7 protein-coding genes are annotated in these 15,441 nt (G+C 62.1%); 1 reads left to right on the forward strand and 6 read right to left on the reverse strand.

Annotation, left to right across the window (positions count from 1 at the left end; all coding sequences use genetic code 11):
- Positions 1–13: 13 nt before the first annotated feature.
- On the reverse strand, positions 14–8,515 hold the full coding sequence (locus ACMGE0_RS10365) for a glycoside hydrolase family 94 protein (protein WP_436815763.1): 8,502 nt from the start codon (positions 8,513–8,515) through the stop codon (positions 14–16).
- 435 nt (positions 8,516–8,950) lie between these two features.
- On the opposite strand from ACMGE0_RS10365, the gene ACMGE0_RS10370 reads away from it, so the two are divergent.
- Positions 8,951–10,114: a M20 aminoacylase family protein gene (locus ACMGE0_RS10370; RefSeq protein WP_436815764.1), complete on the forward strand. Its 1,164-nt coding sequence runs from the start codon at positions 8,951–8,953 to the stop codon at positions 10,112–10,114.
- 70 nt (positions 10,115–10,184) lie between these two features.
- Here the strand turns inward: ACMGE0_RS10370 and ACMGE0_RS10375 are convergent, their stop codons facing one another.
- From ACMGE0_RS10375 to ACMGE0_RS10395, 5 genes are all read right to left on the reverse strand, one after another.
- The gene (locus ACMGE0_RS10375) at positions 10,185–10,328 is read right to left on the reverse strand and encodes a hypothetical protein (RefSeq protein ID WP_436815765.1); all 144 of its coding nucleotides are present in this window, start codon (positions 10,326–10,328) and stop codon (positions 10,185–10,187) included.
- A 178-nt stretch (positions 10,329–10,506) separates the two neighbouring features.
- Complete coding sequence (locus ACMGE0_RS10380) at positions 10,507–11,481, reverse strand: threonine ammonia-lyase (RefSeq protein ID WP_436815766.1); 975 nt, start codon at positions 11,479–11,481, stop codon at positions 10,507–10,509.
- A gap of 89 nt (positions 11,482–11,570) precedes the next feature.
- Positions 11,571–12,401 carry an endonuclease/exonuclease/phosphatase family protein gene (locus ACMGE0_RS10385; protein WP_436815767.1) on the reverse strand — a complete coding sequence of 277 codons (831 nt, stop codon included), beginning with the start codon at positions 12,399–12,401 and terminating at the stop codon, positions 11,571–11,573.
- A 68-nt stretch (positions 12,402–12,469) separates the two neighbouring features.
- Positions 12,470–13,933 carry a phospholipase D-like domain-containing protein gene (locus tag ACMGE0_RS10390; RefSeq protein ID WP_436815768.1) on the reverse strand — a complete coding sequence of 488 codons (1,464 nt, stop codon included), beginning with the start codon at positions 13,931–13,933 and terminating at the stop codon, positions 12,470–12,472.
- 78 nt (positions 13,934–14,011) lie between these two features.
- Positions 14,012–15,367: an aspartate aminotransferase family protein gene (locus ACMGE0_RS10395; protein ID WP_436815769.1), complete on the reverse strand. Its 1,356-nt coding sequence runs from the start codon at positions 15,365–15,367 to the stop codon at positions 14,012–14,014.
- Positions 15,368–15,441 lie beyond the last annotated feature (74 nt).

The following is a 15,441-nucleotide window of genomic DNA, read 5'->3' on the forward strand; positions in this document are numbered from 1 at the left end:
GATGGCAGGGCTGTCAGCTTTGAGCCGGCTCGGGCAGCCGTTTCGCGGCAGACCCGCTCAACAGGAAGCCCTCCGTTTCGCTCACAATCGTATCGTTGATGCTGACCTTACCGTTCTCGACATTGATCTTGTAGACAGCGTCATCGATCGTGAGCTCCGCGACAAAGCCGTTCCAGCCGGCAGGCAGGACCGGGTTGACGAACAGCCGGTCGCCCTGACGCCGGATGCCCAATATGCCTTCGACCGCCGCACGGTAGAGCCAGCCGGCCGAACCCGTATACCAGCTCCAGCCGCCCCGGCCGATATAGGACCCGTGGCCATAGACGTCAGCCGCAACCACATAGGGTTCCACGCGATAGGTTTCGGCGGCGTCACGATCGAGCGCATGGTTGATCGGGTTGAGCATCTGGAAGCATTTCCACGCATCGTCGCCGCGCTTCAGAGCCGCCAGCGCCAGCACGACCCAGATCGCCGCATGCGTATACTGACCGCCGTTCTCCCGCACGCCCGGGGGATAGGCGCGGATGTAGCCGGGATCTTTGCGGGTGTCCTGGAAGGGCGGCGTGAAGAGGCGGATGATGCCGGCTTCTTCGTCCACGAGCTTGTCGAGCACCGCATCCATGGCCTGACGGGAGCGATCCGGATCGCCTTCGCCGGAGAGCACGCTCCAGGACTGGGCGAGCGAGTCTATCCGGCATTCGTCGCTGGTGCTGGAGCCGAGCGGCGAGCCGTCGTCGAAGTAACCGCGGCGATAGTAGCTGCCGTCCCAGCCGGCCTTCTCCAGCGCCTGCTTGAGGCTTTCGAGATGCCCCGTCCAGCGCTCGACGCGCTGACGCTCGTTCCGTTCGGTAGCATAGGGCAGGAAGTTCCGAAGTGCGGCCGCCAGGAACCAGCCAAGCCAGACGCTCATGCCACGGCCGCCGACGCCGACGCGGTTCATGCCGTCGTTCCAGTCGCCGCCTAGGATCAGCGGCAGGCCATTGTCGCCGGTGCGGGTGATCGCAAGGTCGAGCGCCCTTGCCGCATGCTCGTAGAGGCTTGCCGTTTCCGTCGAAATTTCCGGCGTGAAGAAGGCGTCGTGCTTGTGCTTTTCGAGAACCGGTCCTTCGAGGAAGGCAAGCTCTTCATCCAGCAGCGACTTGTCGCCGGTCGCCGCAATATACTGATGCGCCGCATAGGCGAGCCAGACCACGTCGTCCGAGATCATCGTACGCACGCCCGCGCCGGAATTCGGCAGCCACCAATGCTGCACGTCACCTTCCCTGAACTGCCGCGACGCCGCGTTGACGATCTGGCGGCGGGCGAGCGACGGCTCGTGCACGAGGAAGGCCAGCGTATCCTGGAGCTGGTCGCGGAAACCGAACGCGCCGGATGCCTGATAGAAGGCGGTGCGGGCCATGATGCGGCAGCCGAGCGCCTGGTAAGGCAGCCAGTGGTTGACCATATGGTCGAGCGACTTCTCCGGCGTCGAGATCTTGAGGCGGCCGGTGAACCCTTTCCAGAAACCGCGGTTCTTCTCGAGGATCGCACCGAATTCCTCGCCGCGCAGCTCCGAGATCAACGCCTGGGCATCTTCCTTCGTATCCGCATCGCCGAGATAGAAGGTGACTTGTTTTTGCTCGCCCGGCGCCAGTTCGATGTCGTAAGCAAGCGCTGCGCAGGGATCGCCGTCGAGATCGAGCGAGCCGTTGAGCGGCGAAGCGGACGTCACCGCGGCCGGCATCTGAATCGAGCCGAACCGGCCTATGAATTCGCGGCGACTGCTCGTGAAGCCCGATGGCATTTCCTTCATTGCCATGAAGGCGAAGCGACGGTAGTCGATGCTGTATGGGTTGGTGGCGAAGAGCGCACCCGTTTCCTCGTCACGGCTCGACAGGATGAACGGGATCGACCGCGCGGGATTGCTGCCGAGCAGCCATTCCGCGTAACCGTAGACGCGCAGCTTGCGGGCTTCGGAACCGCCGTTATGCAGCAGGATCGAGGTCAGCTTAGCCGCACGGGTCCGATCGACGGTCTGGGTGAGCTCGATCTTCAGGCCGTCTTCCTCGCTGGAGAAGACCGAATAGCCCAATCCGTGCCGGGTTTCGAACTTCGCCTCCGGCTTGCGCGACAGCGCCGCGAAAGGCGTCAAAACGGCACCACTATCCCGGTCGGCGACATAGAAGGCCTCGCCCGGCCGGTTGATGACCGGATCGTTGGTCCACGGCGTCAGCTGATAATCGCGGGAATTCCGTGCCCAGGTGAAACCTGCGCCTTCCGCCGAGATGTGGAACCCGAATTTCTCGTTCGAGATGACGTTGATCCACGGCTGCGGTGTCGCTTGGCCGCCACGCAGCCGAATGACATATTCGCTGCCGTCCTTCGAGAAGCCGCCAAAGCCGTTCCAGAACTCGAGGTCGGCAGGCGCCTCGGTCTCCGCCGCAGCCTGGAAGATATCGCCGTTCAGCAGCGGGCGGCGATCGATCTCGATCTCCTGATCCTTCGGCGGCGCAAAGATGGAGGCCGCGCGGTTGAGCTGATCGATGATCTTGCCGTTGCGGGCATGCAGCACCACCCGTGATGCGGCGATCAGGCCGTCGGAGCCTGCTTCGTCCAGGATGTCGCGGCGGAGCGAGAAGACGTGCTGGCGCTGCCCCTCCTGCTGGCCGAGACGACGGGCGTTTTCGGAGAGATATTCGATCGCGTGCTGCATTTCCTGCGCATAGGAGGCCGCACGCTCGTTGAAGATGACGAGATCCGAGATCACGCCGCGCGACCGCAGGTATTCCTGCGCGCTCATCGCCTCCTTCGCCACCGCCATGTCCGCATCGTCGTTGATGCGCAGCGTGAAGATCGGGAAATCGCCCGAGACCGAAGACGGCCAGAGCGACGATTGCGGCTGCATGTGAGCGTGGACCGTCGCCTGGTCGGCGCGCAGATGCATGTCCGGATAGATAAGGTAGCGCGCCAGATGCTGGAAGGCGGCGGCGTCCTGTGACGAGACGCCGAGATGGCGCATCTGCACCTGCGTGCGCGTCCAGGCCTGGGTGAGCTCGGTCTGGAAGGCATCCGGATGACGATAGCGTTCGATCGCCTGATCGAGCTCGTCGCGCTTCGGGGCGGCAATTGTCCAGAAGATGACGCTGACCTTCTTGCCGGCCGGCACGCGGACGACGCGCCTGAGCGACAGGATCGGGTCGAGCGTGAAACCATCCATGCCCGAAAGCGTCGCACCGGGATCGAAGGCGGCAGCCTCGCCGAGGGTCCGGCCGCGTCCGAGGAACTTTCGGCGGTCTGTTTCGAATTCGGTCGGGCGCGCCGAGCCGGCATTGTCCGCCGCCAGATGCGCGACGATCATGTCCGGATCGTTCGGATTGCGCTTGTTGCGCCACGCGCGGATCACGTCGCCGCGCTTGCCGATCTCCGTCTGGACGAACATGCGCGAGAACGTCGGATGCGCGTTGTCGTCGTCCTCGGCGGAAAGAACGGGTTCCATATAGGACGTCACTTCGATGAAGCGGTCCTCAGGCCCCATGTTGAGCAGCGTCAGCCGGCGGCCTTCGGCATCGTGTTCGCTGGCGACGATGCACTCCACGGTGCTCGTCAGATCGCCGATCGTCTTGTGGAATTCGGCACGTTCATCGCTGAAGATCGCTCTGGTCTTCTCGCCTTCCGCGCGGCGCGGCTCGGCGGTCGCGGACCACCAATCGCCGGTCGCGGTATCGCGCAGGAACAGGAACTGACCCCAGCGGTCCTCGGTCGGATCGGGCTTCCAGCGGGCGACCGACATGCCGTTCCAGCGGGAATAGCCGGAGCCGGTGGCCGTGAGCATGACCGAGTAATGGCCGTTCGACAGCAGCACCAGTTCGCGGTCCTTGGTGGCCGGATTGTTGATGGTGCGGATCTCCGGACGCAACAGTTCGCCCTGGCCCTTGCCGGGCGTTTCCTCGTGCTTGGCGCTCATGACCGGAATGTCGCGCGGCGCCTTTTCCTGCAGCATCAGTTCCGCCGCCTCGACGACGGGATCGGAATGGAAAAGCTCGCGGAGCAGGCCGTTCATGACGACGTTGGCGATCGCTGCGATCGACATGCCGTGATGGTGGGCGTAGTAATTATAGACCACCGCGCAACGCTTGCCTTCCGGCACGCGGGTCGGCGTGAAATCGACCGCATCGTGGAAACCGAACATGCCGAGCGCGCCGAGCGAGCGCAATTCCGCGAGATTCTCCGCCGCGGCGATCGGATCGTACTGGCTGGCGAGAATCGACGCGTAGGGCGCAATGACCGCATTCTGGCCGAGGCCGCGCTTGAGGCCCAGCGTCGGCACGCCGAAGTTCGTATACTGATAGTTGAACTGATGGTCGCGGGCATTGAACGCCGCTTCGGAAATGCCCCAGGGCGTACCGAGCCGTCTGCCGTGGTTCATCTGCTCCTTCACCACCAGATTGTTGGTCTGGTTGAGGATGCCGCCCTGACGCTCCTGCATAACGAGCGGCGGCATCAGATATTCGAACATGGAGCCCGACCAGGAGACGAGCGCGCCCTGCGCGCCGATCGGCACGACCTGACGGCCGAGGCGATACCAATGCTCCGTCGGAAGATCGCCCTTGGCGATCGCGAAGAGGCTTGTCAGACGGCACTCGGAAGCCAGGAGGTCATAGCAGGCCTCGTCCAGCTCGTTGCTCTCGACGCGGTAGCCGATCGAAAGCAGGCGGCGCTCTTTCCGGAACAGGAAGCCGAAATCCATCGAGAAGGCGATGTTGCGGGTGCGATCGCGCAGCGCGATCAGCCGCTCGCGCAGCGGTTCGATATTGGAATTGTCGAAGACGCTGTCGGCGATATGCGCCTCGCAGACATTGACGAGCGAGGCCGACCAGCGGGTCACCTCATCGCTTTGCGTGGAACGAACCTCGTGGTCCAGATTGGTCGCGAGCTTCTGGATGTCGCGCGCCAGAACGGCGAGATTGATGATGCGGATCGAAGCGAACTCGTGCTCGCGCTTGACCGCTGCCAGCGCGTTGCCGAAGCCGGCGATGCGTTCTTCGAGGCGGCGGCGCAACGGACGAACCGTCTTGCGGTCGTCCGGCAGGGCCTTCAGCGTTTCCGCAAGAATGCCGGCGACATCGCCGATTCCGTCGAGATTGCCCTGCAGATGCGCCGATGGCGCTTCCGCCCAGATGCGGCAGGCGGACGAGATTGCGATCAGATGGCCGGCGAGGTTGCCACTGTCCACCGCAGAAATATAACGCTGGCCGAGCGGCTTCAGCGTATCCGTATGATACCAGTTGAAGAGATGGCCGCGGAACTTCTCCATCTTCTCGATGGTGGAGATCGTCTGCTCGATCCGCTCGATCGTGTCGGTGAAGCTGATCCAGCCGAAATTGCGCGCGGAGATCGTCGAAAGCAGGTAGACGCCGATATTGGTCGGCGACGTACGCTTGGCGATGATCGGATCCGGCCTTTCCTGGAAATTGTCCGGCGGCAGGTAGTTCTGCTCGAGCGTGACGAAGGTCTCGAAATAGCGCCAGGTGCGGCGGGCGATCTTGCGCAGTTCGACCGAGACCTGTTCCGGCACAAAGAGGCGGTCCTCCGTCTCCGCCGACTGGCTGACATACCAGGCGACGAGCGGCGAGAATATCCACAGCACGGCGAAGGGTATGCCGACGAGGAAAGCGTTGTCGCCGGGAATGGCCGACAGAATGATGCTGAGGACGGCGATCGTCGGCGCATGCCACATGGCCCGGTAGTAATCCTGCGGGCTGCCCTGGGCGCTCGACTGGATCGAGGCGGCCGTTCGCCATTCCAGCATGAGCTTGCGGCTGAAGAAAAGTCGATAGAGCGAGCGAGCGATCGCATCCGTCATGATGCAGGCGGCATCGGCGATGAAGACGATGCGGAGCGCGACCTGCGCATTGGCGGAGCGCATGTCCGACCAGACGGAGTAGAAATGCGCGCCGGGCACGATGTCGGTGGAGCGCGGCAGAAGGCCGGTCACGAGCGACAGCGTCGGAGCGACGAACAGCGAGAAGATCAGCAGGATTTGCCAGATCAGAGCGCCGAGCGGGTCCATGAAGTACCAGCCAAGCACGGAGGCGAAGAACCAGGCGATCGGGGTCAGCGACCGGCGCAGGTTGTCGATCATCTTCCAGCGGCCGAGCGCGGTGACGCCACGCTTCGGATCGAGGATATAAGGGAGGAGCTGCCAGTCGCCGCGGGCCCAGCGATGCTGGCGCGAGACTTCCACCTCATAGCGGACCGGGAAATCCTCGACGAGTTCCACGTCGGTGACGAGCGCACACCGTGCGAAAGAGCCCTCGAGAAGGTCGTGCGAGAGAATGGAATTCTCGTCGATCCGGCCCTTGAGCGACGCCTCGAAGGCATCGACGTGATAGAGTCCCTTGCCGGTGAAGCTGCCCTCGCCCGTCAGGTCCTGGTAGACGTCGGAGACGGTGAAGACGTAAGGATCGAGACCCCGGCCGACCGAAAAGACGCGCTGGAAGACGGACGCTTCCTTGCCGGTCGTCAGCGAAGGGGTGACGCGCGGCTGCATCAGGGCATAGCCGTGAACAACGCGGTTCGACTTCGGATCGAGCACCGGCTGGTTGATCGGATGGTGCATCTTGCCGACGAGCTTGGTCACGGCATCACGCATGAGGCGCGTGTCGGCATCGAGCGTCATAACGTATTTGACGTCTTCCGGCACGGTATTGGCACCGGGCAGATAGCTCGTATCACGGTCGCCGCGCAGCAGCAGGTTCAGCTCGTGCAGCTTGCCGCGCTTGCGCTCCCAACCCATCCAGACGCCCTCGTTCGGGTTGAACAGGCGCCGGCGGTGAAGAAGGTAGAAACGCGTCTTGCCGTCATGGGCATACTTGGCGCTGAGCGCGGCGATCTCGCGCTTGGCGTAGTCGAGAATTTCGAGGTCGGCATCCGTTTCCTCGAGCTTGCTGTCGCGCCAGTCGCTCAGAAGCGCGAAATAGATTTCGCCGCGCGGATTGGCGAGATAATGGACCTCGAGATTGCGGACGAGTTCGTCCACCGTATCCCTATCCGTGATCAGGCAAGGTACGGCGACCAGCGTCCGAGCTTCTTCGGGAATACCTTCCTTGAACTCATAGCCGACCAGCCGCGCTGGCCGTACCACATAGGTCACGAGCGTGTTGAAGAGGCCGGTTGCACCTTCCGAGGCCGGCAGCGCGAACATCAGCAGGAAGAAGAAGACCACCGGCAGGGGAATATCCGCCTGAACGAGGAACCAGCCGGCGATCGCCATCGCCAGCACGGTGAGGAATATCACCGGGCCGGCAATCGCAAACCAGTTGAGACGGCGGACGAGGCGGACGGTCTGCTGGACGAAAAGCGGCCTGTAGCCGACCGCCGCCTCCAGTTCCTTACGACGGCGACCCACGACGAAGGCGCCGATATTGGTTTCGCGCGGATCGGAACTTTCTTCTGCCGCCGCCTGTTCGGCCAGCCGGATGGCCGCTTCCGCAACCTCGGCCTCGCTTCGGTGGGAACGGCGGGCGATCTGCTCGATGCGGTTGCGATAGGCGTTGCGCGAACCGAAATCGAGCGCCTCATAGTCGGTGCGCTCGCGGAAGATCTTGTCGATCTGCGAGACGTCCTCGAACCAGACACTCCATTCGGTGTCGTCTATCTCGCGCAGGCTCTTGATGATGTTGCCCATCGTCACGTTGCCGGACGAGAGGCGGTTCTGCTCGGCGAGCATCACCTCTTCGACATCGGTGCCGGCCTGATCGAGCCGCTGCTCCAGCCAGGCGATGGCGAAACCGGAGGTCTGGGACGCATTGCGCAAACGGTAGAGAAATTGGGTGATGAACGTATGGTCGCTCGTCAGTTCCTCGATGCCCTTGAGCAGGCCGGCGCTGGCCGCCTCGTCGTTGAGGCGGATGATCTCGTCGGCGACCTCGTTGGCGCGACGGCGCATGTTGCGCGAGCGATCGACGCGGGTCGCGATGCGACGCAGGTTTTCGATCAGCACGAAACGGATGAACGACGGAAGCGCCCAGAGTTCGCCGATCTCGAGCGGTTCCCTGACCTGGAACCCCTCGACCATGGCCGCGAGCCCGTCGCGCGACAGACTGCTATGCGTATGGGCGACATAAAGCCAGGCAAGCACGAGAACGCGGGGCATCTCCTGCCCATCCACTCTCATCGTCGGGAGCTGGCGGTAGAATTTCTTCGGAAAGTCGCGGCGAACCTCCTGGATCGCCTCTTCGACGATATAATAGTTGTCGAGCAGCCATTCCGCCGCAGGCGTGATCGACGCGCCGGCATCCACGTCGGCCGCAGTCGCCCGGTAGACCCGGAAGATCTCCTTCTCGTTCTCGTGATGCCGTTTGAAGAAGTCGAATTCCATGATGCCGGGCAGGCCGGGCGCACCATCCCTGCCAAGCTTCTCGCCGCATTCCCTCAGGGCATCGATGTTGAAATAGGTCGAGCGGATCGAATCGTTGTGATCGATCTGCTTGGCTTCGGTTTCGCGCGGGGAAGCTGGCGGATTGTGAAAGGACATGGATGCGGCTTCTGGTGAAAATTTCTCAAGGGTTTGTCGGCCTCGACTTACTCGGCCTGCTTCGGGAGCGCCAGTCATCATTGTGATTATGGTGACCAAGCCCAAGGCAAATCCGCGAACAGGGAAATAGAGGGCGGCACTGATATTGCAAATGATTGACCGAAATCTATTGCCCGCTATCTGCGGATGAACACATCTTCCGCCTCTAACCGGGCCAGCCTGAATGAAAGCTGAACGAGACAGGTCCTTGATTACGTGGGAGATTTGCAGCCTGACGCAACATCTCGAATTCACAACGCTCCAGACAGCCCAAAGCGGCCGAATTCGACGAGAAACGGGTTACCTCCGCCGATCCGCGCTGCTATGCATTGTCCGGCGCCAAGCGATCTTGTTTCGCCCTGCAGATGTCCAACCGAACTTTCGGGGTTTCGAGCGATGACGATCCAGTTTTCCAACTATATGGCCGAGGTCGTGGCCACCCGCCGCTACCTTCATCAACATCCCGAGCTCGGTCTTTCGGAGTTCAACACCTCCGATTTCATCGCTGGCCAGCTCACCGAACTCGGCTACCGGGTCACCCGCGGGCTCGGCCAGACCGGACTTGTCGCGGCGCTGAAGAACGGGACCAGCAACCGGTCCGTCGGCATCCGGGCCGATATCGACGCGCTGCCGATCGAGGAAGAAACCGGTTTGGAATATGCCAGCAAGAACAAGGGTCTCATGCATGCCTGCGGTCACGACGGCCATACGGCCATGCTGCTTGGCGCCGCGAAAATCCTCGCCGAGCGAAAGAATTTCGACGGTACGATCCATCTGATCTTTCAGCCGGCGGAGGAGAATTTCGGCGGCGCCAAGCTGATGATCGACGACGGCCTCTTCGAGCGCTTTCCGTGCGACGCCGTCTTCGGCCTGCACAACGACCCGAGCCTGCCCTTCGGCCAGATCGGCGTGAAGGAGGGCGCGATGATGGCCGCGGTCGATGAATGCCGCATCACGGTCAACGGCCGCGGCGGCCATGGCGCCGAACCGCAGGACACCTCGGATCCCATTGTCTGCGGCGCGAGCATCATCATGGCGTTGCAGACTGTCACTTCCCGCAACATCCACCCGCTCGACCCGACGGTCGTGACCGTCGGCGCCTTCCATGCCGGCATGGCGAGCAACGTGATTCCGGAACGGGCGGAGATGAAGCTGACTATCCGCTCCTTCGACCCGAACGTCCGCGACGAGCTGGAAAGGCGCATCCGCATGATCGCCGAGGGCCAGGCCGCAAGCTACGGAATGAGCGTCACGATCGATTACAAGCGCGGCTACGAGGCGACCATCAATCACAAGGTGGAGACGGACTTCGTCCGTGATCTCGCCAGCCGTGTCCTCGGAAAGGACAGGGTCGTCGATCTGCCGCGCCCCTCCATGGGAAGCGAGGATTTCGCCTATATGCTCGCGGAGCGCCCGGGCAGCTATTTCCTGCTCGGTACGAAGCGCACCGACAACGATCCGCCGCTGCACCACCCGGGCTTCGACTTCAACGACGATGCCTTGCCGATCGGCACCAGTTTCTGGGTGGAGCTCGCCGAAGCGTATCTGCCGGTAAAATAACCGGAAAACGAAACACCTCCCATGGCTCCAAGCCGGGGAGGTGTCTTATTGGTCTGGGAGGACCGGAAACTTACGGGAAAAGGCCGAGCGTCACGGCGCCGACGAAAACGAAGGCTGCCGCCACCAGGGCCGCATTGGCGGCCCATTGCCATTTGCCGACGAAGGTGGTGCTGCGGGCAGGGAAAGACCGTGTCGAATGCTGAAATTGACGCATGGATGTCTCCCAGGTTCTCACTCCGCCTCTTCGAGCGTTTCTTTATGCTACCTTATCTCGATTAAGCCGATAGAGATAATGTTCCACGGAGCAATGTGTTCCGTAGAAAATCCTTTTTCCTTAATGGCAGATTTCGGAGATTAACGGTTTATTATGCCCGGAGGCGCCGGGCATGCATTCAACCGCCATGCCGGTCGAGCGCCATCCGGAAGATATCGCCGTCGATGTTACCGCCGGAGCAGACTGCGATGACCGTCTCGCCCAGCGTCTCGCCATGGAAAAGGGCTGCCGCCAGGGCTACGGCACCGCCCGGCTCGACTACGATCTTCAGGCGGCTGAACGCGAGCGCCACGGCATGCAACGCCTCGTCCTCGGTGACGACAAGACCCGGCCCGCAAAGCCTCGACATGATGGGAAAGGTGATGTTGCCCGGCTGCGGCGTCACGATTGCATCGCAGAGCGATCCGGATTGCGTCGCATTCCGCTCGATCCTGCCGGAAGCGAGCGAACGCGTGGCGTCATCGAAACCTTCCGGCTCGCAAGGATGCACCAGAAAATCCGGGGCTTTTGCCGCGAGCGCCAGGGCGATGCCGGAAATAAAGCCGCCGCCGCCGGTGGGCACCAGCACGTCGGCTTTCCCGACACCTTCTTCCCTTGCCTGCTCGGCGATTTCCAAACCGGTCGTGCCCTGGCCCGCAATGACCAATGGTTCGTCGAACGGCTTGATCAGCGTTAGCTCGCGCTCCTTCGCCAGACGTGCGCCGATTTCGTCGCGATCCTCGTTGGCACGATCGTAGAGCACGATTTCGGCGCCATAGGCGCGGGTGTTCTCTATCTTGATGCGCGGCGCATCCGACGGCATGACGATGATGCTCGGAATGCCGTGCATCTTCGCCGCCAGGGCCACCCCCTGCGCATGATTGCCGGACGAAAAGGCGATCACGCCCTTGGCCCGCACCTCCGCCGAAAGCGCGGAAATGGCCGACCAGGCGCCGCGGAACTTGAACGAACCCGTATGCTGCAGGCATTCCGGCTTTACGAAGACGCGGCGTCCGGCGATCTCGTCGAGGAATGGAGACGAGAGCAGGGGCGTGCGGCGCACGTGACCATCGAGGCGGGCACGGGCGGCTTCGATCATTGCGATATCGGTCATGCGGAAGGTCCAGTTCAGAAAATGGCAGGCGGGTCGCCGGCAAACCTATCGACGGTTCCCGCTTCGGTAAAGACTGAATGGACGTACTCTCAGCCGGCCGCACTTTGCTGCGCCGCCGGCAGCATGCGGTGCTTCAGCAAGGCCTTGATCGGCAGATGATCGGAGGCGAGCCGGGCCAGCGGGGTATCATGGGCTTCCACGGTATCGATCAATCCCGGCCGGTTCACCATGATCCGGTCGAGTGCCAGCACCGGCAGCCGCGAAGGAAAACTGGGGACCGCCGCCGGCAGGCCGAAAACGGTCGCGAGCGTATTCAGCGAGGAACGGTCCCCGAGCCGCCATTCGTTGAGATCGCCCATCAGCACGGTCGGCTGCTCGTCGCGGGAACTCAGGATGTCGAGGATCATGCGTGTCTGCTGATGTCGCGATCGGTTGAGGAGACCAAGATGCGCGGCAATGATCCGGAACGTGCTGCCGCCTTCGAGCTCCAGTTCAGTGATCAGCGCCCCCCGCGGCTCAAGCCCCGGCAGCTTCACCTGGTGGACGTCGCGCACCAGGCCTTCCCGAAAGAGGATCACGTTGCCATGCCAGCCATGCGCTTTTGCCACGCCGCTGACTGGAACGGGTTGAAGCCCTGTCTCCCGCTCCATCCAGGCAAGGTCCAGCAAGCCGCGCCGCTCGCCGAAGCGGGTGTCGGCCTCCTGCAGCGCGATCACATCGGCGCCGATTTCGCGGATCACATGACTGGTACGGGCCGGATCGAACCTGCCGTCGATGCCCACGCATTTATGCACGTTGTATGAAGCGATGAGCATGCCCTTGCTGCGATCATGCGGCTCGGAAGCGCCGGCGCCCCGGTTCTTGCGTGCCCGGATTGACGCCAGAATGCTTGTCGGAAGATTTGGGCGTTTTTCCCGCATGGTCCTGAGAGATTGTTCGCAGATGCACAAACTTATACGGCAATCCGCCCATTGATCCAGCACCGGCGCTAGAGATAGGGCGAACCCAGCCAAAGCACGCGCTCGATGAGACGCACCAGGAAGGGTCTTGCTCTTAACCCCTCGAGCGTCACTTCGGTTGCGGAAGAAATCGCCAGATCGATTCTGCGTTCCAGGGCTTCCGCAAACGGACGGTCGAGAACTTCGAGATCCACCTCGAAATTGAGCCGGAGCGACCGCGGATCGAGATTGGAAGAGCCGACATAGGCCCAGCAGCCGTCAACCGCCATCAGCTTGGAATGATTGAAGGGACCCGAGGCGCGCCAGATGCGGCAATAATTCTTCAGCATCTGGTCGAACTGAGCCGTCATCGCACGATCGACCAGTACCAGATTGTTGGAGGTGGGCACGACGATATCGACGGTCACGCCACGTCGTGCCGCGGTCACCAGCGCGGTGATCAATTCCCGGTCCGGCAGGAAATAGGGAGAGACGATGCGGATGGAGGAGCGCGCCACCGAAAAGGCGCCCATCAGCATCTTGTGGTTCGTCTCGACGCTACGGTCCGGACCGGACGAAACGGCACGGATGATGACCGGAGCACCAGGTTCGGCATCCGGCGGTTCGAGTGCCCAGGCTTCTCCTTCGAGAGCTTCACCGGCAGCGAACATCCAGTCAGCGGCAGCAATTGCGAAAAGATCCGCAACCACAGGCCCGGTGACCTTGAAATGGGTATCGAAGGAGCATTTGTCGCCGCTGAACTCGCCGGAAAAGCCCTCGCGGATATTCATGCCGCCGGTGAAGGCGACCCTGCCATCCACCACCAGAATCTTGCGGTGGGTTCTGAGGTTCGCATAAGGCAGGCGCAGGCCCATGATGACATTGCCGTTGAACACGTCCACCATCACGCCGCCGTCCCTGAGCAAGCCGAGAATGCTCGGCACCGAATAGCGCGCGCCGACCGCATCGATCAGGACGCGCACTTCGACGCCCCGCTTCACGGCGGCAATCAGCGCATCCGCAAAGCGGACTCCGATGCGATCGCGGTCGAAGATATAGGTTTCGAGGATGACGCTTCGCTTCGCCTGGCCGACCGCCTTCAGCATCGCGCCATAGGCCTCGTCGCCGGTATCGAGCGCCACAATCGTGTTGCCGGTTGTCAGGTGATGATGGGTCACCCGGTCACCGAGGGTTTTCATCGCACGAAATCGCTGGCCGAATTTGTCGATAACAAGCGCATTCAGCGCATCATAGGAGGCGAAATCAGCACGAATCTGGCCCTGCACCAACAATGCCCGGCGGTCGCTGATGACGGTGCGGCGAATGCGGTTGACGCCGGCGATCAGATAAAGAGCCGCTCCAACGATGGGGGAAAGAACAATGATGCCGACCCAGCCGATCGCGGAGCGAACCTCCTCCTTGGTCATGGCGGCATGGATAGCCGCCGCCGTTCCCGCCACGACCGAAATGGTAAAGAGGATATGCGGCCAATAGGTCTCGGCGAGATCAAGCATAACGCGAAATATAGACGCGCTCGCGTTTTGCGCAATCGGAGCCGAACCAATACCTTAAGTCCGGCTCCGACAAGACCGTTAGGCGGCGAGTTGCTTCTGGAAAGCTTCAAGCGAAGCTTCAAACAGATCGAAGACCGCATCTACCTGGGCTTCAGTGATGATCATCGGCGGGCAGAGCGCCAGCGAGTCTCCGATGGCGCGCGAGATGAGCCCCTTCTCCACCATGACCGCGAGCAGCTTCGGGCCAAGCTCACCGGCAGCGAATCCGTCGCGCGGCTTCAATTCCAGGGCTCCGATCAGGCCGATGCCGCGGGCTTCGATCGCCAGCGGATGGCTTTCCAGTGCCTTCAACCGGCTCTGGAATTTCGGCGCCAGCGCCCGCACGTTGCCGACGAGATCGCGCTCTTCGATGATCGCGATGTTTTCCAGCGCCACGGCCGCCGCAACCGGATGGCCGGCCGCGGTCACCCCATGGCCGAACGTGCCGATATTCGCAGATTCATCGGCGAGCGGCTGATAGACGTTCTCGTTGATGAGAAGTGCCGAGATCGGCTGGTAGGACGAAGATATCTGCTTGGAAAGGGTGATGATGTCCGGCTGCAGCGAGAAGGTCTCGGTGGCGAACATCTTGCCGGTACGGCCGAAACCGCAGATGACCTCGTCGGCGATGAAGAGAATGTCGTATTTCTTCAGCACCTTCTGGATCGCTTCCCAGTAACCGGCCGGCGGCACGATGACGCCGCCCGCCCCCATGACCGGCTCGCCGATGAAGGCCGCGACCGTCTCCGGGCCTTCCTTCAGGATCAGGTCTTCGAGATCCCTGGCGCAGCGCTCAACGAAGGCCGCCTCGGCTTCGCCTTCCTGCTTGAAGACGCGATAATGCGGGCAGGTCGTATGGAAGATGCCTGGCAGCGGCAGATCGAAGGAACGGTGGTTGTTCGGCAGGCCTGTCAGGCTTGCGCTGGCGATCGTCACGCCATGATAACCCTTGATGCGGGAGATGATCTTCTTCTTTTCCGGCTTGCCGAGCGCGTTCGAGCGGTACCAGACCATCTTCATCGCCGTGTCGTTGGCCTCGGAGCCGGAATTGGTGAAATAAGCCTTCGACATCGGCACCGGCGCCATCTGGATCAGCTTTTCGGCCAGTTCGATCGAAGGACCGTGACTGCGGGCCGTGAAGGTATGGTAATAGGGCAGCTTCGCCATCTGCCTGGCTGCCGCCTCGACAAGGCGGTTCTCGCCGAAGCCGACGGCGACACTCCAGAGGCCAGCCATCGCCTCGATATATTTCTTGCCGTTGTTGTCGTAGACGTAGACGCCCTCGCCGCGGTCGATCACCAGCGAACCGTCGCGCTCCAGCGCGCGGGCATTGGTATAGGAATGAAGCTGGTAAGCCTTGTCGCGGGCTTCAATGGAATTGGGCTGAACAGTCACGACGGACCTCCTGTGAGACATGCAAGCGCATAAAAATCTCATAGGCGGAAACGGCGATATTGGACAGCCCAAAT

This window comes from Neorhizobium descurainiae, assembly GCF_051400715.1.
Lineage (GTDB): Bacteria > Pseudomonadota > Alphaproteobacteria > Rhizobiales > Rhizobiaceae > Neorhizobium.

Bases quoted from the DNA above. Each gene is read 5' to 3' on its own strand.
- ACMGE0_RS10375 (WP_436815765.1), bottom strand. From the start codon at position 10,328: ATGCGTCAATTTCAGCATTCGACACGGTCTTTCCCTGCCCGCAGCACC.
- ACMGE0_RS10385 (WP_436815767.1), bottom strand. From the start codon at position 12,401: ATGCGGGAAAAACGCCCAAATCTTCCGACAAGCATTCTGGCGTCAATC.
- ACMGE0_RS10380 (WP_436815766.1), bottom strand. From the start codon at position 11,481: ATGACCGATATCGCAATGATCGAAGCCGCCCGTGCCCGCCTCGATGGT.
- ACMGE0_RS10370 (WP_436815764.1), top strand. From the start codon at position 8,951: ATGACGATCCAGTTTTCCAACTATATGGCCGAGGTCGTGGCCACCCGC.
- ACMGE0_RS10390 (WP_436815768.1), bottom strand. From the start codon at position 13,933: ATGCTTGATCTCGCCGAGACCTATTGGCCGCATATCCTCTTTACCATT.
- ACMGE0_RS10365 (WP_436815763.1), bottom strand. From the start codon at position 8,515: ATGTCCTTTCACAATCCGCCAGCTTCCCCGCGCGAAACCGAAGCCAAG.